Source organism: Pirellulaceae bacterium, from assembly GCA_019636385.1.
Classification (GTDB): Bacteria; Planctomycetota; Planctomycetia; order Pirellulales; family Pirellulaceae; genus Aureliella.
On sequence record JAHBXT010000005.1, the window covers coordinates 126,794 to 144,425 of the forward strand.

Sequence of the window (17,632 nt, forward strand, 5' to 3'; positions counted from 1 at the left end):
TCACCTTGCCTACAATTTGGCGGTCAATCGCTTTGTAACGGCGTCTCGATCCACCGCATTGATAACATTGCTGCCATCCAAGTCGCCATAAATTGTGTACAGTCCACTGGTATAGAACCGCGTGCCAGGTATCGCATCCGAATCAGCCGTGGCCACTGTGCCGTCACGATTGACATCGCCTGGCAACACATGCATGACGAAGGCTAGGTCACCACCAGCGATTCCATCTCCGGACAAGGTGCTGGAGTTCGTGACCCATTCGCCATCCAGCGCATTGCCGGATATGTCGTGCACTCCACTGGACAAAACCGTTAAAGTCAGCACAGATGGATCCATCGACTGGTTCAACGTCAACGTCGCAATGTTCGTCAACGAGTCATAACTGATAGACTCGACGATCGGGATCGAACCGGTCGCTCCGTCAGCCCGTGTACCGGGAACGCCGGTGATCACAAAGTCGCTGATGCCGAGGCTCGCTCCGACATTGGAATCGAACTTGACCAAAATCTGGTTGATATTGATCCACGGCAGGATAGCGGTCTGCGTGGCTCCCTTGGAGACTTTGTAGCCTACGCCCTGTCCGTCAAGTGGCAGAACGCCAGGCGTTGGATTATCGACAAAATCTCGGAAGGTGTTGGTCCACAAAGTCGAATTGACATAGATCGCCGAGACACGCGGAGCTGTGGTATCCGTTGACGCCACATTCAACGTGATGGTGTTCGGCGTCGGATCCTCATCGACTCCACCGTTGGCTGTTCCGCCATCGTCAATCACTTGGAACGTAAAGCTACTGACCGCCGCACCAAAGACATTCGTCGCCGCGAAGAACTCAAGGTTGCCGAGATTGATATCTGCAACTGAGATCACTTGGCCCACTGTCACTGGCACACCGCTCAATCGAATCTGGCCGGACGTAGCCAAAGTGGTAATCCTGACCGCATCTAAGACGTTGGCTGGGCTGTCATTAGGATCGGTAAATCCAAAGTCAGCTGCAGTAAACGCATAGCCGGTTGATGGAACATCCGGTGTTTCCGTCAGATTGATCGTATTGTCGCTGCCGCTCGGAGCATCATTGACATTGGTCACCGTGATGGTCACCGTGCCAACATCTATGCCTCCCCGACCATCCAGTACTCGGTAGGTGAAGCTATCTACACCCGCGAAATTTGCATTCGGCGTGTAGGTAAAGTCACCATTGGCCAGCAATACAACCGAACCATTGGCTGGAGTTGTCAGCAGTACTGAGGTTAGTACTGGATCATCCGGATCGGTGTCGTTAGCCAGGACATTGCCTGTCAGTACGGTGTCTTCAAAGAACAGCGGTGCTACTCCATAGACATCGTCCACCGCTGTTGGTGCAATATTGCCCACCGCGATCGACAGCGTCACCGTGGCCATCGAGGTTCCGCCATTGCCATCGGAAATGGTGTAGGTAAACGTCTGCGTGCCACCAGCAGTTGGCGTGAAATTGAAGTTCGATACCAAACTGGTCACCGACGTGACATCCAAAGTTCCGAGAGCCAATACTAGAGAGCTGCCATTGCTGACTGGAGTTCCGTTGACGTGTGTAATAGTCAACGTCTGAGCAGGCACATCTTGATCAGTGTCGTTGCCCAGTACGCCAAAGGCCAGTACGCCGGTGCTGACTCCTGACGCAAAGTCATTGACTGCTACAGGATTGTCGTTGGCATCCGTCACCGTAATCAGCAGGTTCTGGGTGGTTATTGTCACGCCGTCAGTCACCTGTACGGTCACCGAATAAACGTTGGTAGAGGCGGCGCTACCTGGATTCTCAAAGTCAGGTGCCGCGATGAAGCTCAAGGCTCCCGTTACCGGGTTGATCGAGAACTTGGCAGCATCCGCTCCGCCGCTGATGCCATAGGTCAGTATCTGGGCTGGCAGATCCGCATCTGTGGCCGTCAGCGTACCAACCGCTGTCGTATTCTCCGCCACATTGAACGCTATCGGGCTGGTGAAGACCGGTGCGGTGTTGGCTGGAGCTAACACGTTAACCAGTACCATCGCACCTGAGTAGCCACCATTACCGTCGGTGATCACATAGCTGAAGCTGTCCAAACCGACGAAATTAGAAGCTGGGGTGTAGACGAACAACTCGGTGAAGAAGTTGTAGTCCAGCGTTGCCCCGCTAGGAAGCGGCAGACTACCAACTAACGCTCCACCATTGACCGAAACGATGGTTAAAGTATCTAGGTTAGGATCAAAATCATTAGCCAGAACATTAAAGGTAGCGCTGGCGGTGTTCTTGGTTGTGGATACCAAATCACCGATCGCGATCGGCGGATGATTGGCGGCCACGATAGTCAGGAACACCGTGCCCGTATCGGTCAGGCTTCCATCACTAATCGTATACGTAAACGTCTCAAGGCCATACGCATTCAAATTCGGCAGATAGAGGAAGGAGCCGTTAGCCTGCATGACCAGTGTTCCGTAGGTCAGTGGAACAGGTACGCCAATCGCCGCTGGCGATCCATTTACCTCAGTCACACTGACCGACGGACCATCGACGTCCGAATCGTTGGACAGCACACCCAGCACGGCTGGAATATTCAGTAATGAATTCACCGCCGTGCTGTACACGTCGTCCACAGCTACCGGTGCATCGTTGCTGCCGTTGATCGTGATCACGACCGTCTGCGTGTCAAAGCCGCCGTTGCCGTCGCTGACCTGCAGCGTGTAAGTTAGTATCAGGCTCTGGCCTACCGCTAGGTAGTCGAAGGCTTCCAGACCGCTGTCGAATGTCCAGGAGATGGCTCCCGTGGTCGAGGCGTTGTCGATCACCGGATTGACTCCGGCGGTCAACATGGCCAACAAGGTCGCATTGGCAATACCACTGACGTCACCCGACTCGACGACCGACAGCACCGTCACATCGACTTCGTCGGTGACATCCAGGTCTTCGACGCTCAGCGTCCCGCCGACCGTCAGACCACTGTTGGTCTCGGCCAGCGTCTCGGCATCGCTGTCACCCATGTCTACACTGATCACCGGCTCATCGTTGCTGCCCGTGATGGTAATGGTGACTTCGATCTGGTCGGTAGCCCCTTGGCTGTCCTCTACTTCCAGCGTGTAAGTCAGTATCAGGCTCTGGCCTACCGCCAGGTAGTCGAAGGCCTCCAGACCGCTGTCGAACGTCCAGGAGATGGCTCCCGTGGTCGAGGCGTTGTCGATCACCGGATTGACTCCGGCGGTCAACATGGCCAACAAGGTCGCATTGGCAATACCACTGACGTCACCCGACTCGACGACCGACAGCACCGTCACATCGACTTCGTCGGTGACATCCAGGTCTTCGACGCTCAGCGTCCCGCCGACCGTCAGACCACTGTTGGTCTCGGCCAGCGTCTCGGCATCGCTGTCACCCATGTCTACACTGATCACCGGCTCATCGTTGCTGCCCGTGATGGTAATGGTGACTTCGATCTGGTCGGTAGCCCCTTGGCTGTCCTCTACTTCCAGCGTGTAAGTCAGTATCAGGCTCTGGCCTACCGCCAGGTAGTCGAAGGCCTCCAGACCGCTGTCGAACGTCCAGGAGATGGCTCCCGTGGTCGAGGCGTTGTCGATCACCGGATTGACTCCGGCGGTCAACATGGCCAACAAGGTCGCATTGGCAATACCACTGACGTCACCCGACTCGACGACCGACAGCACCGTCACATCGACTTCGTCGGTGACATCCAGGTCTTCGACGCTCAGCGTCCCGCCGACCGTCAGACCACTGTTGGTCTCGGCCAGCGTCTCGGCATCGCTGTCACCCATGTCTACACTGATCACCGGCTCATCGTTGCTGCCCGTGATGGTAATGGTGACTTCGATCTGGTCGGTAGCCCCTTGGCTGTCCTCTACTTCCAGCGTGTAAGTCAGTATCAGGCTCTGGCCTACCGCCAGGTAGTCGAAGGCCTCCAGACCGCTGTCGAACGTCCAGGAGATGGCTCCCGTGGTCGAGGCGTTGTCGATCACCGGATTGACTCCGGCGGTCAACATGGCCAACAAGGTCGCATTGGCAATACCACTGACGTCACCCGACTCGACGACCGACAGCACCGTCACATCGACTTCGTCGGTGACATCCAGGTCTTCGACGCTCAGCGTCCCGCCGACCGTCAGACCACTGTTGGTCTCGGCCAGCGTCTCGGCATCGCTGTCACCCATGTCTACACTGATCACCGGCTCATCGTTGCTGCCCGTGATGGTAATGGTGACTTCGATCTGGTCGGTAGCCCCTTGGCTGTCCTCTACTTCCAGCGTGTAAGTCAGTATCAGGCTCTGGCCTACCGCCAGGTAGTCGAAGGCCTCCAGACCGCTGTCGAACGTCCAGGAGATGGCTCCCGTGGTCGAGGCGTTGTCGATCACCGGATTGACTCCGGCGGTCAACATGGCCAACAAGGTCGCATTGGCAATACCACTGACGTCACCCGACTCGACGACCGACAGCACCGTCACATCGACTTCGTCGGTGACATCCAGGTCTTCGACGCTCAGCGTCCCGCCGACCGTCAGACCACTGTTGGTCTCGGCCAGCGTCTCGGCATCGCTGTCACCCATGTCTACACTGATCACCGGCTCATCGTTGCTGCCCGTGATGGTAATGGTGACTTCGATCTGGTCGGTAGCCCCTTGGCTGTCCTCTACTTCCAGCGTGTAAGTCAGTATCAGGCTCTGGCCTACCGCCAGGTAGTCGAAGGCCTCCAGACCGCTGTCGAACGTCCAGGAGATGGCTCCCGTGGTCGAGGCGTTGTCGATCACCGGATTGACTCCGGCGGTCAACATGGCCAACAAGGTCGCATTGGCAATACCACTGACGTCACCCGACTCGACGACCGACAGCACCGTCACATCGACTTCGTCGGTGACATCCAGGTCTTCGACGCTCAGCGTCCCGCCGACCGTCAGACCACTGTTGGTCTCGGCCAGCGTCTCGGCATCGCTGTCACCCATGTCTACACTGATCACCGGCTCATCGTTGCTGCCCGTGATGGTAATGGTGACTTCGATCTGGTCGGTAGCCCCTTGGCTGTCCTCTACTTCCAGCGTGTAAGTCAGTATCAGGCTCTGGCCTACCGCCAGGTAGTCGAAGGCCTCCAGACCGCTGTCGAACGTCCAGGAGATGGCTCCCGTGGTCGAGGCGTTGTCGATCACCGGATTGACTCCGGCGGTCAACATGGCCAACAAGGTCGCATTGGCAATACCACTGACGTCACCCGACTCGACGACCGACAGCACCGTCACATCGACTTCGTCGGTGACATCCAGGTCTTCGACGCTCAGCGTCCCGCCGACCGTCAGACCACTGTTGGTCTCGGCCAGCGTCTCGGCATCGCTGTCACCCATGTCTACACTGATCACCGGCTCATCGTTGCTGCCCGTGATGGTAATGGTGACTTCGATCTGGTCGGTAGCCCCTTGGCTGTCCTCTACTTCCAGCGTGTAAGTCAGTATCAGGCTCTGGCCTACCGCCAGGTAGTCGAAGGCCTCCAGACCGCTGTCGAACGTCCAGGAGATGGCTCCCGTGGTCGAGGCGTTGTCGATCACCGGATTGACTCCGGCGGTCAACATGGCCAACAAGGTCGCATTGGCAATACCACTGACGTCACCCGACTCGACGACCGACAGCACCGTCACATCGACTTCGTCGGTGACATCCAGGTCTTCGACGCTCAGCGTCCCGCCGACCGTCAGACCACTGTTGGTCTCGGCCAGCGTCTCGGCATCGCTGTCACCCATGTCTACACTGATCACCGGCTCATCGTTGCTGCCCGTGATGGTAATGGTGACTTCGATCTGGTCGGTAGCCCCTTGGCTGTCCTCTACTTCCAGCGTGTAAGTCAGTATCAGGCTCTGGCCTACCGCCAGGTAGTCGAAGGCCTCCAGACCGCTGTCGAACGTCCAGGAGATGGCTCCCGTGGTCGAGGCGTTGTCGATCACCGGATTGACTCCGGCGGTCAACATGGCCAACAAGGTCGCATTGGCAATACCACTGACGTCACCCGACTCGACGACCGACAGCACCGTCACATCGACTTCGTCGGTGACATCCAGGTCTTCGACGCTCAGCGTCCCGCCGACCGTCAGACCACTGTTGGTCTCGGCCAGCGTCTCGGCATCGCTGTCACCCATGTCTACACTGATCACCGGCTCATCGTTGCTGCCCGTGATGGTAATGGTGACTTCGATCTGGTCGGTAGCCCCTTGGCTGTCCTCTACTTCCAGCGTGTAAGTCAGTATCAGGCTCTGGCCTACCGCCAGGTAGTCGAAGGCCTCCAGACCGCTGTCGAACGTCCAGGAGATGGCTCCCGTGGTCGAGGCGTTGTCGATCACCGGATTGACTCCGGCGGTCAACATGGCCAACAAGGTCGCATTGGCAATACCACTGACGTCACCCGACTCGACGACCGACAGCACCGTCACATCGACTTCGTCGGTGACATCCAGGTCTTCGACGCTCAGCGTCCCGCCGACCGTCAGACCACTGTTGGTCTCGGCCAGCGTCTCGGCATCGCTGTCACCCATGTCTACACTGATCACCGGCTCATCGTTGCTGCCCGTGATGGTAATGGTGACTTCGATCTGGTCGGTAGCCCCTTGGCTGTCCTCTACTTCCAGCGTGTAAGTCAGTATCAGGCTCTGGCCTACCGCCAGGTAGTCGAAGGCCTCCAGACCGCTGTCGAACGTCCAGGAGATGGCTCCCGTGGTCGAGGCGTTGTCGATCACCGGATTGACTCCGGCGGTCAACATGGCCAACAAGGTCGCATTGGCAATACCACTGACGTCACCCGACTCGACGACCGACAGCACCGTCACATCGACTTCGTCGGTGACATCCAGGTCTTCGACGCTCAGCGTCCCGCCGACCGTCAGACCACTGTTGGTCTCGGCCAGCGTCTCGGCATCGCTGTCACCCATGTCTACACTGATCACCGGCTCATCGTTGCTGCCCGTGATGGTAATGGTGACTTCGATCTGGTCGGTAGCCCCTTGGCTGTCCTCTACTTCCAGCGTGTAAGTCAGTATCAGGCTCTGGCCTACCGCCAGGTAGTCGAAGGCCTCCAGACCGCTGTCGAACGTCCAGGAGATGGCTCCCGTGGTCGAGGCGTTGTCGATCACCGGATTGACTCCGGCGGTCAACATGGCCAACAAGGTCGCATTGGCAATACCACTGACGTCACCCGACTCGACGACCGACAGCACCGTCACATCGACTTCGTCGGTGACATCCAGGTCTTCGACGCTCAGCGTCCCGCCGACCGTCAGACCACTGTTGGTCTCGGCCAGCGTCTCGGCATCGCTGTCACCCATGTCTACACTGATCACCGGCTCATCGTTGCTGCCCGTGATGGTAATGGTGACTTCGATCTGGTCGGTAGCCCCTTGGCTGTCCTCTACTTCCAGCGTGTAAGTCAGTATCAGGCTCTGGCCTACCGCCAGGTAGTCGAAGGCCTCCAGACCGCTGTCGAACGTCCAGGAGATGGCTCCCGTGGTCGAGGCGTTGTCGATCACCGGATTGACTCCGGCGGTCAACATGGCCAACAAGGTCGCATTGGCAATACCACTGACGTCACCCGACTCGACGACCGACAGCACCGTCACATCGACTTCGTCGGTGACATCCAGGTCTTCGACGCTCAGCGTCCCGCCGACCGTCAGACCACTGTTGGTCTCGGCCAGCGTCTCGGCATCGCTGTCACCCATGTCTACACTGATCACCGGCTCATCGTTGCTGCCGGTAATAGTAACGACAAATGTTCGAGTGCCGATGTTGTTAAGAGCTTCGCCGTCGTTAATCGCTAGCGTGTAGGTGAGTGTTAGAACTTCGCTAGTGGCTAGATAGTTAAAGGCGGTGTAGGGGGCGGTGAAGTCTAAAGTGACCGAACCCGATGTGGAGCCGCTGGCCTTGGTGACTACACCAGGGGTGACTAGCGCAATGAGCGCGGGATCATTTAGAGTAAATCCGCCCGTTACACCGCTTGGTGTCACCCCAGTAATGCTGGCCGTGTGGCCGATGTCGATTAAGTCGACATCGGTAAATGCAACAGGGATCGATGCATTGATTGGCAGCAGATCGGTCTGCTCGTTGAGGTTGGTCGGAGAGATCACACTGACTACCGGCGCGTCGTTGGTGCCGGTGATGGTCACCGTCAGCGTGTAGGTATCGGTTTTTAACGGGTTGTTGCCATCGGTCAGCGTCAAGACGCGCGTGCGGGTCATAACTTGGCCTACAGCCAAAAAATCAATCAAGGCATTCGAGACGGTGAAGGTCCAGTCCACCGTTCCTTCGCCAGTTAGCGAGTTAAAGCTGTCGCTGAAGCCGAAACTACCTAAAATTCCGATCGGCGGTCCGGCATAAGCCGGGCTGAAGGTCTGTGTCTGAACGCCCAGCGTGACCGAAGGCTGAACCAACTGATAGTCCATGTACGTGATCGTACCGTTATGAACACTCGATCCAGTTGGGCTAAGCGGTTCGACAATCGCACCTGGTCCAGTAGAGGTCAGGATCTCAGGCGCGATGGTCTCGACAGTTAACAGGAACATCGCGGAGAACGGACTCGTGTTATTGGCATCATCGGTAGCCGTGGCCGTTATGCCGTAGGAACCATCCAGGATCACTGTCCCGGTGTAGTCGAATGACCAATTGCCAAGGCCGTTAGTCAGCGTTGTACCGAGTAGAGTCATACCGCTATAGACCGCAACAGTGCTACCAGCCTCCGCCGTGCCATTGAAAAACAGCGTATTGTCGCTGGTCTTGCCATCGGTGCTGCTTAGACCAGTATCGGTAGTGATAGAAACAACTACTGGAGCCAGTGGAACAATGATGTCCTTGCTGATCGAGAACGGAGTAATCGCAGCCGTATTACCTACGTTATCAACCACTGACATGGTGACCGTGATGTGATTCGTGCCGTCGGGGAAGGCAGAAAGATCGACCGTGCCGCTGGAAATCACGTTATACAGAGTTACTGTGGTAAATCCGTCAGTAAATGAAAGCGTCGCTTCGGCATCATTATCCAATCCAATTAGCGTGAACGGAACTGCGGTTTGGTTGGCATTGTTGATGGCTGGGACTGTTAGATTCAAATCGCTACCGACGTCAGCATCGTCGTCGTAGGTCAGTACGACATCATTACCGCTGCCGCCACCGTAGTTGACATCCCACTTGGTGCCCGTGATCGACTTGGCCGCCGGACGGGCCGCCAAATTGACCTCAGTATTTGCGAATTCGCCCGTGACTGCATCCGCCAAATCGTTGTCGACAATTGTCAAATTGTCGCCATGTACCGGGACATAGTTTTCAACCAAGCTCAAAGTGGCGCCAGTGATGTCCACCGTTCCGTTGACAATCAAATTGTCGTAACCGGATGGCAGCGATGGTGTATCCACTTCGATGAGCAGTGTATCGTTGCTGTCCAGGACCAAATCACCGTCGATGATAACCTGAGCGGGGCTGCTGCCCACGGATAACGTAATCGACTTGGCATCTGCACTTGCACCACCAGTGTAGGTACTGCCTGCTTGAACGTGTACCGTGTCTCCGGAAGTAGCTGCATCGATAGCTCGCTGAACACTTGGTGTGGTTGTTGCCGGTGACAAGAAACTATTTGGCGTGACGTAAACATTACCGGCTTTCACGCGAGCGAATCCCAGGGTTGAATTGTCTATCGAATGATTGACCTTGTCTTCGATTGCATAGAGCTGCGCTGTACTAGCGGTGCCACTTAAGACTCCATCATAGGTGTTCCCACCGGTCGCATCAATAAAACCAACAGCGCCAGTAGCAAACGCAATATAGGCTCCCGACTGGCTGGTAAAAGTATTGCCAGTCAATATCATTGGAGAACTATTAGTTGTCGCGGTGGTAATAAATCCGTTAAGTGAGCCAGTGATCGCATTGTTGGTAACAATGAGGGCAGTGGCTGTAAACGTTCCACTACTAATTCGAATGCCACCACGGTTGAGCGCGGCGCTTGTATTGGCATTGGTGATTGTATTACCGTTGATCGTCAGAGTGCCAGTGTTTGCACCAGCCACTTGAATAGCTTGCTGACCGGTGTTTTCAATTTCATTCCCGCTAATCGTCGCTGAAGCCAAGCTAGAGGTGTTGATCCCTGCATTGACGGTGGTGTCGATCTTGTTGCTCTGAATATCAATATTGAGGCTAGCGCCCGCTGCGCCGTTCAACTGCAGCGCATTGCTGCCAGCGTTGGAAATCAAGTTGCCTGAAGCAGTGACATTGACAGTCACGCCAGCCAGCCCCAGATCGATCGCTAGCGCGTTCCCCGCACTGTCGATCGACCGATTATTCACGAAATCGATATTCCAAACTCCGGTCACTGCGTTAAAATTACCGCCCACGGAGGCTTTGAACTCAAAGCCTCGCACAACCGCATCGTAAGCAGATAGATTGGAAAATGTTAAGGCTGCTCCAGCTCCCGGAGAAACAATCGACTCGCCGACGCGAGTTCCGGTGACTGCATCTATCGCCTCATTCGCTCCTAGCAAACTCAGCGACTTATTCAGAGTAACATTTTCGTTATACGTTCCTGCTTTCACATGAACTTCGTCAGTTGCCACAGCAACATCGATGCCTCGCTGCACACTACCACTGTCTATAGTCACGAAGACATTCCCCGCCTTGACTCTTACAAAACCAAGCGACAGATCGTCCGTGCCGTGTGTAATCTTGTCTTCGATATCAAAATTCTCAGCCAGAGTCGCGGTGGCTCCCGTCTGGCCATCAAAGCTGGCGCTGGTGCCGTTGATCTCCAGGTTGTCCAGAGCACTGCTAGCTAGGGTAATGTAATTGCCAGACTGACCACTGAAGCTCAGGTCGCTCAGCGTATTGCCTGTTATCGCCACGGAGGCCCCCGAGAGGCTCAGGCCGGTAGTGCCGCCGGCGATGGAATTGCCAGACCCAATATTCAAGTTAGCCGTACCGCTGGCGGAAATGCCGGTCGTGTTATTCGACAAGCTACTGGCAGATAGATTCGTGGTGCCTGCAGTTGCCGAAATAGCTGTGGTCGTATTCGCAACGTTGTCCTGGACATTGACCACACCGCCACTGACCTGCACCCCGGTGGTAATTCCAGTGTTGTTGTAGGTGTTATCCGTCGTTCCACCGATGGTTACACCGGTGAAATTGCTGCCGACCAAATTATTAAACACGGCGATTGCGGTTCCGCTCGATCCTGATGCACCTTCAAAGATGTTACCGTCTATCGTGGTGTTGATGGGAGTAAGCGTCGAGCCATTCAAGCTAGCGGTTTGTGAATCGACGCGAACATGGGTGAACGCCAAACTATCGGCCGTCAAATTCGCCTTGGCATTAAATGTGTTGCCCGTAACCGACACATCTCGAGCACCACCAATATCAATGGCGGTCACGCTGTCGTTGAACGTATTGCCCGAGATCACTATTGCCGAGCCCACCGCCGTATTGCGATTAACCAGTAGCGAGGTACGCGGTATGCTGGACGCCACCAGCAGCGATGGATTGAATTCGTTGTTACTGACGGTTACTGGCGCTCCAGAGTTGGGATCACCAATCAATAGTCCACCACCACCGGTGATGTGAGCACCATTAAATTCATTATCATCGATCAGCGATGATGCGCCTGACGGGAACTGGAAGATCAGGTCGTTGGCGGCACCCGCAAAGATGTTGCCGGTGACGGTCGCATTGAGCTGAGCCAACCAGACAGCACGCTGGAAGAAGCTGGTACCGCTCGAAATGTTGACGTTGTTGTCGGTAAGCGTGACAGATGGAATTCCACCGGATGGGCTATCGTACAGCACAATGCCCGCACCGCGCACGGACAGACCGGGGGGGCTGCCCGACCAATTAGCTGGGGCATCTCCGATTGAGGAGATCGTGTTGTTATGCAGTACCAAGCCATCAAAATTTAGCGTCGTAGCTGGTGTGGCACCGATACCCACGGGGGCGATTGGTTGACCGGAGCCGTTGTTGCTCTGATTGACTTGGATATTCAAATCGCGGATCGTCACGTTGGTGGCGTTGACGGTGGCGATAATCTGTTGAGCACCCGTCGTACGGACGATGTTTACCGCACCCGTTCCGTCAATTGTCGCTGACTTATTGACTTCAAACACTTCGTCATAGGTGCCAGCGGTAACTTCAACCAAGCGAGCACCACCGGTCAAGCTACCATTGGCCAGCAAGTTGATGGCTTCTTGAATCTTACCAGCTGAACCGACTTGTGGGCTGGCTGCATGAGTCAATAGATGTGACATGTCAGGCTGGAAGCCAGCTGAAATACTGGTGTCAGCACCGGAAGCCAGCGTGGGACTATAGTCGATGTTGGCCGATGCGCTGCCGCGAATGTGCTCCAGCCCTGGACCGGGCGCAGGAGGAGTCGCTGTGCCACCAAAAACCACCGGAATCTGGGCTGCGTAACCCGGCTCACCGGCCTCAACAGTGCTGACCGATGGCGTGACGGCTCCAAACCAGTTGGCGGAGAAATTCTTGAGATTCGTGCCTGGAGAGGGCAGCGAGCCTCCTGACTGACGATCCTCCACCTGCGCATACCAGTTACCACTGATGTCATTAAACCGGAACGAAGAATTCGATGCCTGCTGTGGTGGAGTGTTGGTTCCTCCGCTGCCATCGATAAACAGGACTCCCGTTGTCCAGTTGTTTGTGATGAAATTATTTTCGACTACAAGATTGTTAGTCTGGTTGCGCATCAGCATGCCGGTACGATTGTTGGTAATCGTGTTGTTGACGATCGTATGTCCCGATGAATTATTGATATCGATACCGGTTCGATTTCCGTCGATCAATGTACGTTGGATGGTCATGCCCGTTATCGATGGACCGATGACAGCCACACCGGCAAAGTTGAGACCAACGTTGTTCCAATCGGTCGCGTTATTGCCTTCCCTTGTGATACGAACATCTTCGATCGTAACGTTATTAGCGTTAATTCGAACCGTTGCGCCATCGCCGCCAATCGCGCCGCTAATGGTCGTTGAACCGGAGCCAGCACCGGAGATGGTTAAGCCAACCTTGTTCACGTTAACATCTTCGACAAACGTCCCGTTGCCAACATTGATCTGAGCACCGGCTGCAGCTGCATTCACGCCGTTTTGGATCACGCCGCCATTGTTGACCGTCACCAGTGAAGCTGTTCCTGTGACCGTTCCGGTAATGGGAGCATTCAGTTCGACTTCAGCCACGTTGAACGTTACATTCTGTGACAAGCTGTTGTTAATGGTTACTTTGTCCGTGCCGCCACCGTTATTGAACACAATGGCGGTGATGCCGGTCAAATTGACATTGGTGGTCTCAATCGTTGCACCGCTGAGAACCAAATCTGCACCGCTGGTTGAAACTGCGATATCATCATTGCCCGCAGTGAAGTTGAAGGTCAACGTGCCGCCCAGGCTGGTATAGGACAACGGATCGAGACCGGTGTAGTGGATCGTTCCCACACCTGGCACGGCTACGCTACCATCGTTGGCATTGGTGTAGTTGAAAACAGCATTACCAGCAGGTGCTCCGGTAATGTTCAGCGTATCGTTATCGGCAACTCCACCGGCGATCAGCATACCGGCGACCGGCAGAACGGCACCGGCTTGCAACACAACGTTGAACGTATCACTACCTCCTCCGCCATCGAGCACCAATTGACTAGCCATGCCGGTAGAATAAGTCGCCACTGCCACAGCGTCTACCGACACAGAAATCGTCGTCGGACTAACCGTCACATCGAACGTATTGTCCTGACCGGCTACCGGCAGCAGAATACCATCTGTGAAACGAACAATGTCGATCCCGGATAACGTATCCGTACCCTCTGGCCCAGTCACGGACGAGGCGGACGCGGTATAGGCTGCAGCGCTGCCGGTGTAAATCGCCGTGTCAGGTCCAGACCCGCCGGTAATTGTATCATCGCCACCGCCGCCGCGAATGAAGTTGGGCGCGGTGGGATGCCCGGTGATATTGTCACTGGCAGAGCCACCCAGAATGGTAACAACCTGTCCAGACTCAACCGTATTTCCAACAAAACTCAGCGTCATGCTGGTAGTGGTATTCTGGCCATTGATGTCTGTATCAACATCATTGAAATGATTGCCCGTGAAAGTGAAGTTCGGGTTAGCGGCGAGTGAAATACCTGAACCTGCCAACGCGAAATTATTATTGACTATTGAACTCGACGCACCGTTCTCCAGGTTAATGGCCGTGCGGGTACTGTTGAAGGTGTTGCCATCGATGGTGATGTTCCCCACATCGCTCCACACGCTACGATGCCAGGCGGCGGTATCGTATTTGCCGCTTGACAAGCCGGTAAAGAGATTGCTCTCTACGCTCACAGGCCCCGTCACCGCAGTGGTCACCATCAGCGCCCGCAGGCTCACGGCATTGGGGCCACCAGCCACGTTGCTGTAGAAAATCGAGTTCTTTACTTGATGATTGCTACCGCCGCGCAAGCTGAGCTTTGAATTGACGCCATCGGGACTACCGGTGGGGGTCGATAATGCGCGAAACTCTAAACCATCAAAGACCACTCCCGCGCTGGATGTCACATCCACCCAACCGGTAATGGAAGCCTCAGCGGATCGGCTGCCTGAACCGGCTACCCCGGCATTGGGACCGGTAATCGTTAGTGCTTTGTTGACCGTTAGATTCTCGTTGTAAGTTCCCGGCATCAATTGAATTGTCTCGCCGGGCTGGGCCGCATCGATGGCCGACTGGATTGACGAGAATACGTTCACCCCGTAGGTGCGGTACGTGCCCGGCACAGGACTAACGCCTTCTACGATATCACCACTGGTGATTGATGTGGAATTGTCGCCATCGACTGTAATGCTAAGTGCAGCCAGACCGGGAACCACCACCTTGGGTCCGCCGCCGAAGTCGATGCGATCACCACCATTCAGAATCGAGGTCTGCAGATAGTCGACGTAGCCAATCGACTGCCGTTGAGATGATCCAAGCCCGAACTGAACGCTAGTGACTTTTGATCCAGCACCAAAGAGAATTGGACCCCAGGTGGCATCAGCATTCCAGTCATCCAGCGTCTTGGAAGTTAAACCGCCAGGCGGAGTGGAACCTGCGATCCCTGTCCAATTAGGGTTACCCGCTTGACCATACAAGAACCAATTTCCGCTGTCCTGATCTACGGATACTGTGGACCAGGCGTTATCTGAACTTGCCGGTACATGAACTAACACTAGGTCCCAGGCGGATTCACCAGATCGAGTAGCCGTAAACGAAGCTTGAGAGATTGCCCACGCTGCGCTTTGAACCCCAATACGAAATGCAACCGTACGAGAGGTGGGATCCGGCTGTCCATACCAACTGTAAGTAGCACCGAACTCGGGTTGGACTAAATCCGATGCTGGAGCGAAACCACTTGCTGTATCGACAACACTTGCGGTTGATTTACCACTGTTGCTCGACGTCCCATCTACTAGCAAGGCCCCTGGAAACGCCGAACCGGCCGGCGCATTGACAATTCGTACCTGCTGAAGAATGGCTTGGTCATGGGCAGTCGATGGCGTCACACCAACATCACCAGCGTTTGTCAGCAAAGAACCAACTAGATCAGAGCCAGCGATATCCCTGGTATCATCCGACTTCCAACCATGAGCACCCAGGAGTGCTGCTACATCAGTGACTGCCAGCAGTTGCCGCTGCTCAAGCATCTCGCTCACGAGCAAGCCACGGTAGTAGCTTCGGCGGAAGCGAGGTTTATCGCGACGTGCGTTGCGCCCCCGACCGCAGCCGGCTGGCGACAATCCCAACAGAGTAAGCACAGCCGACCATAGCGATTTGGCGCGGGCAAATAACCAGCGGCCACCGGACATCGGAGTACGGAAGGCGCGCTGCCACCAAGCAAGCCGAGCCTGACGTCGCTGCCAAAATAGTATTTGGCTACGCTGAACGCGCTGGCGCAGTCGCTGCAGCTTGTCCTTAACTCGTGCCAAACGGGCCTGCGACTTCGCGTGATCTCGGTGGGATTGGCGGATCATGTGTCATTCACCTCAAGTAAGTATTACAAAGCAAGATATATCTATGAAAAAACGCGGCATATTGAACTGGTAGACCAGGCCACTAACACCCAACCACACAGCAACACGCTTTCGCACCAACGGGCCTGAGGCTGCCGAAATCCCAAGGATAACGGGCTGCCCAACGCCACAGTGCTCACGCAGGTGACAAGCCAATAACCGCCGTCAAGACTTGCCCTTACGCCCAAACAGACCTACGCGAATTTGAGAATACTAAACCGGACTGTAACGCTGAACAGGAACAAAACAGGAATAACGGTTATAGCGCCTTCATGCGCAGCTGCTGCCTGGCTAAGGCTTGGCAGACGGGCTCAGTGTCATAACGCAGTTGAATTCCAACGATCTGACCGGAACGATAAGTGAAATGCACAATCACCCACATTTCGGCCAGTCTTTCGTTACCTAGTTGCCAGGTGTCCACAAAATGAGACACAACTTGGTTATCTGCCTCTAAAAAGGAGGGGCGAATCCTGCCGGCTCGACGGCTGCAAACCGCATAGAATTGGTCCAGGTATTGCTGCAGCCCCTTGGCGCCGCGCCAGGCACCGGCAAAGGGAATTCGATCGCGAGAGCCAGCGACGATCAGTTGAAAGCCCTTGGCCAAGCAGTTAAAGTGCTGCAACAGACAGGTCCCATGGCGATCAAAGGCTCCAATGAACTGCCTAGCGAGCATCAGATTGTCGCCAATCAAATCATCGGCTGTGACAGCTACACCACGACCCGACAGCGACGCCGCCAGTAGCTCGATCGTCTCGAAACGTAGCGAGCCACCCGCCTCGGCCTTGCGCACCACACGGTCGGAGCAGTCGGCCAACTGCGCAAGTTGTTCCTGGGTCAACATGGCCTGAATGCGATATCGTCGCAGCCTGTCGCCCTGAATGCGAAATCCTGACATGCCCCTTTGGCCCCCATGAGAACAATCCCGGATCTACGCACCACGCTCTGGCGAGCGTAGCTACACGCAGTCGACGGAAGAGCAATCCAGTCGCCGGTACAAGGTCAATGCCCTGTACCGGCGCTGGTAGGTCCAGCGCGTGACTCCACTGACCTCTGAGTACGGTACGGACAGCGCAAACCGTCCAACTGACACGGAACTCGTGGCGGTGAGCCAGTGGTTACGCTGCGGGAGTGCTCCAACAACGCAAGTCACCAAAGGACGCTACCAGTAACAATGGAGTTTTCTGTGCGACCTGCGACAGATTCTCTAAAGTTAACGATTCTGCTGAGCGCGACCGGTGTTCTTAAACGGACGGTGGAGGGCGACAGGCATATCCAGATGACTCGCCAGGCTACCGTTAATTCGGAGGTGTACATCCGAATGCAGGTTCAAGGTGCTGGCTGATAAGCGGCTGTCGTAGCTGGCTGCGGCGTGTCGTCTGTTCGATTGAAATTTCCATGGAATGGTAGGAGTCAATGCGATGGCTGTCGCGCGCAGGTGGCAGAGCTGCCAGAGTCCAGTGAAAGCGTATGGTGTGTTGGTTCGCGTCGCGTCAAAACCTACTGGCGTAGTTGGTAGGCCGGCTCGGGGCTAGACTGGCTGCATATGAGCGATCTGGTTGCCTTTGGAAAATGCTGCGGATATTGAGCG

2 protein-coding genes are annotated in these 17,632 nt (G+C 55.6%); both read right to left on the reverse strand.

Annotated elements, in window-relative coordinates; all coding sequences use genetic code 11:
* Window positions 1-9 precede the first annotated feature (9 nt).
* Window positions 10-16,005: a VCBS domain-containing protein gene (locus KF752_18205; protein MBX3423492.1), complete on the reverse strand. Its 15,996-nt coding sequence runs from the start codon at window positions 16,003-16,005 to the stop codon at window positions 10-12.
* 298 nt (window positions 16,006-16,303) lie between these two features.
* Entirely contained in the window at window positions 16,304-16,939 is a 636-nt protein-coding gene (locus tag KF752_18210) for a helix-turn-helix transcriptional regulator (protein ID MBX3423493.1), read from the reverse strand.
* Window positions 16,940-17,632: the final 693 nt, after the last annotated feature.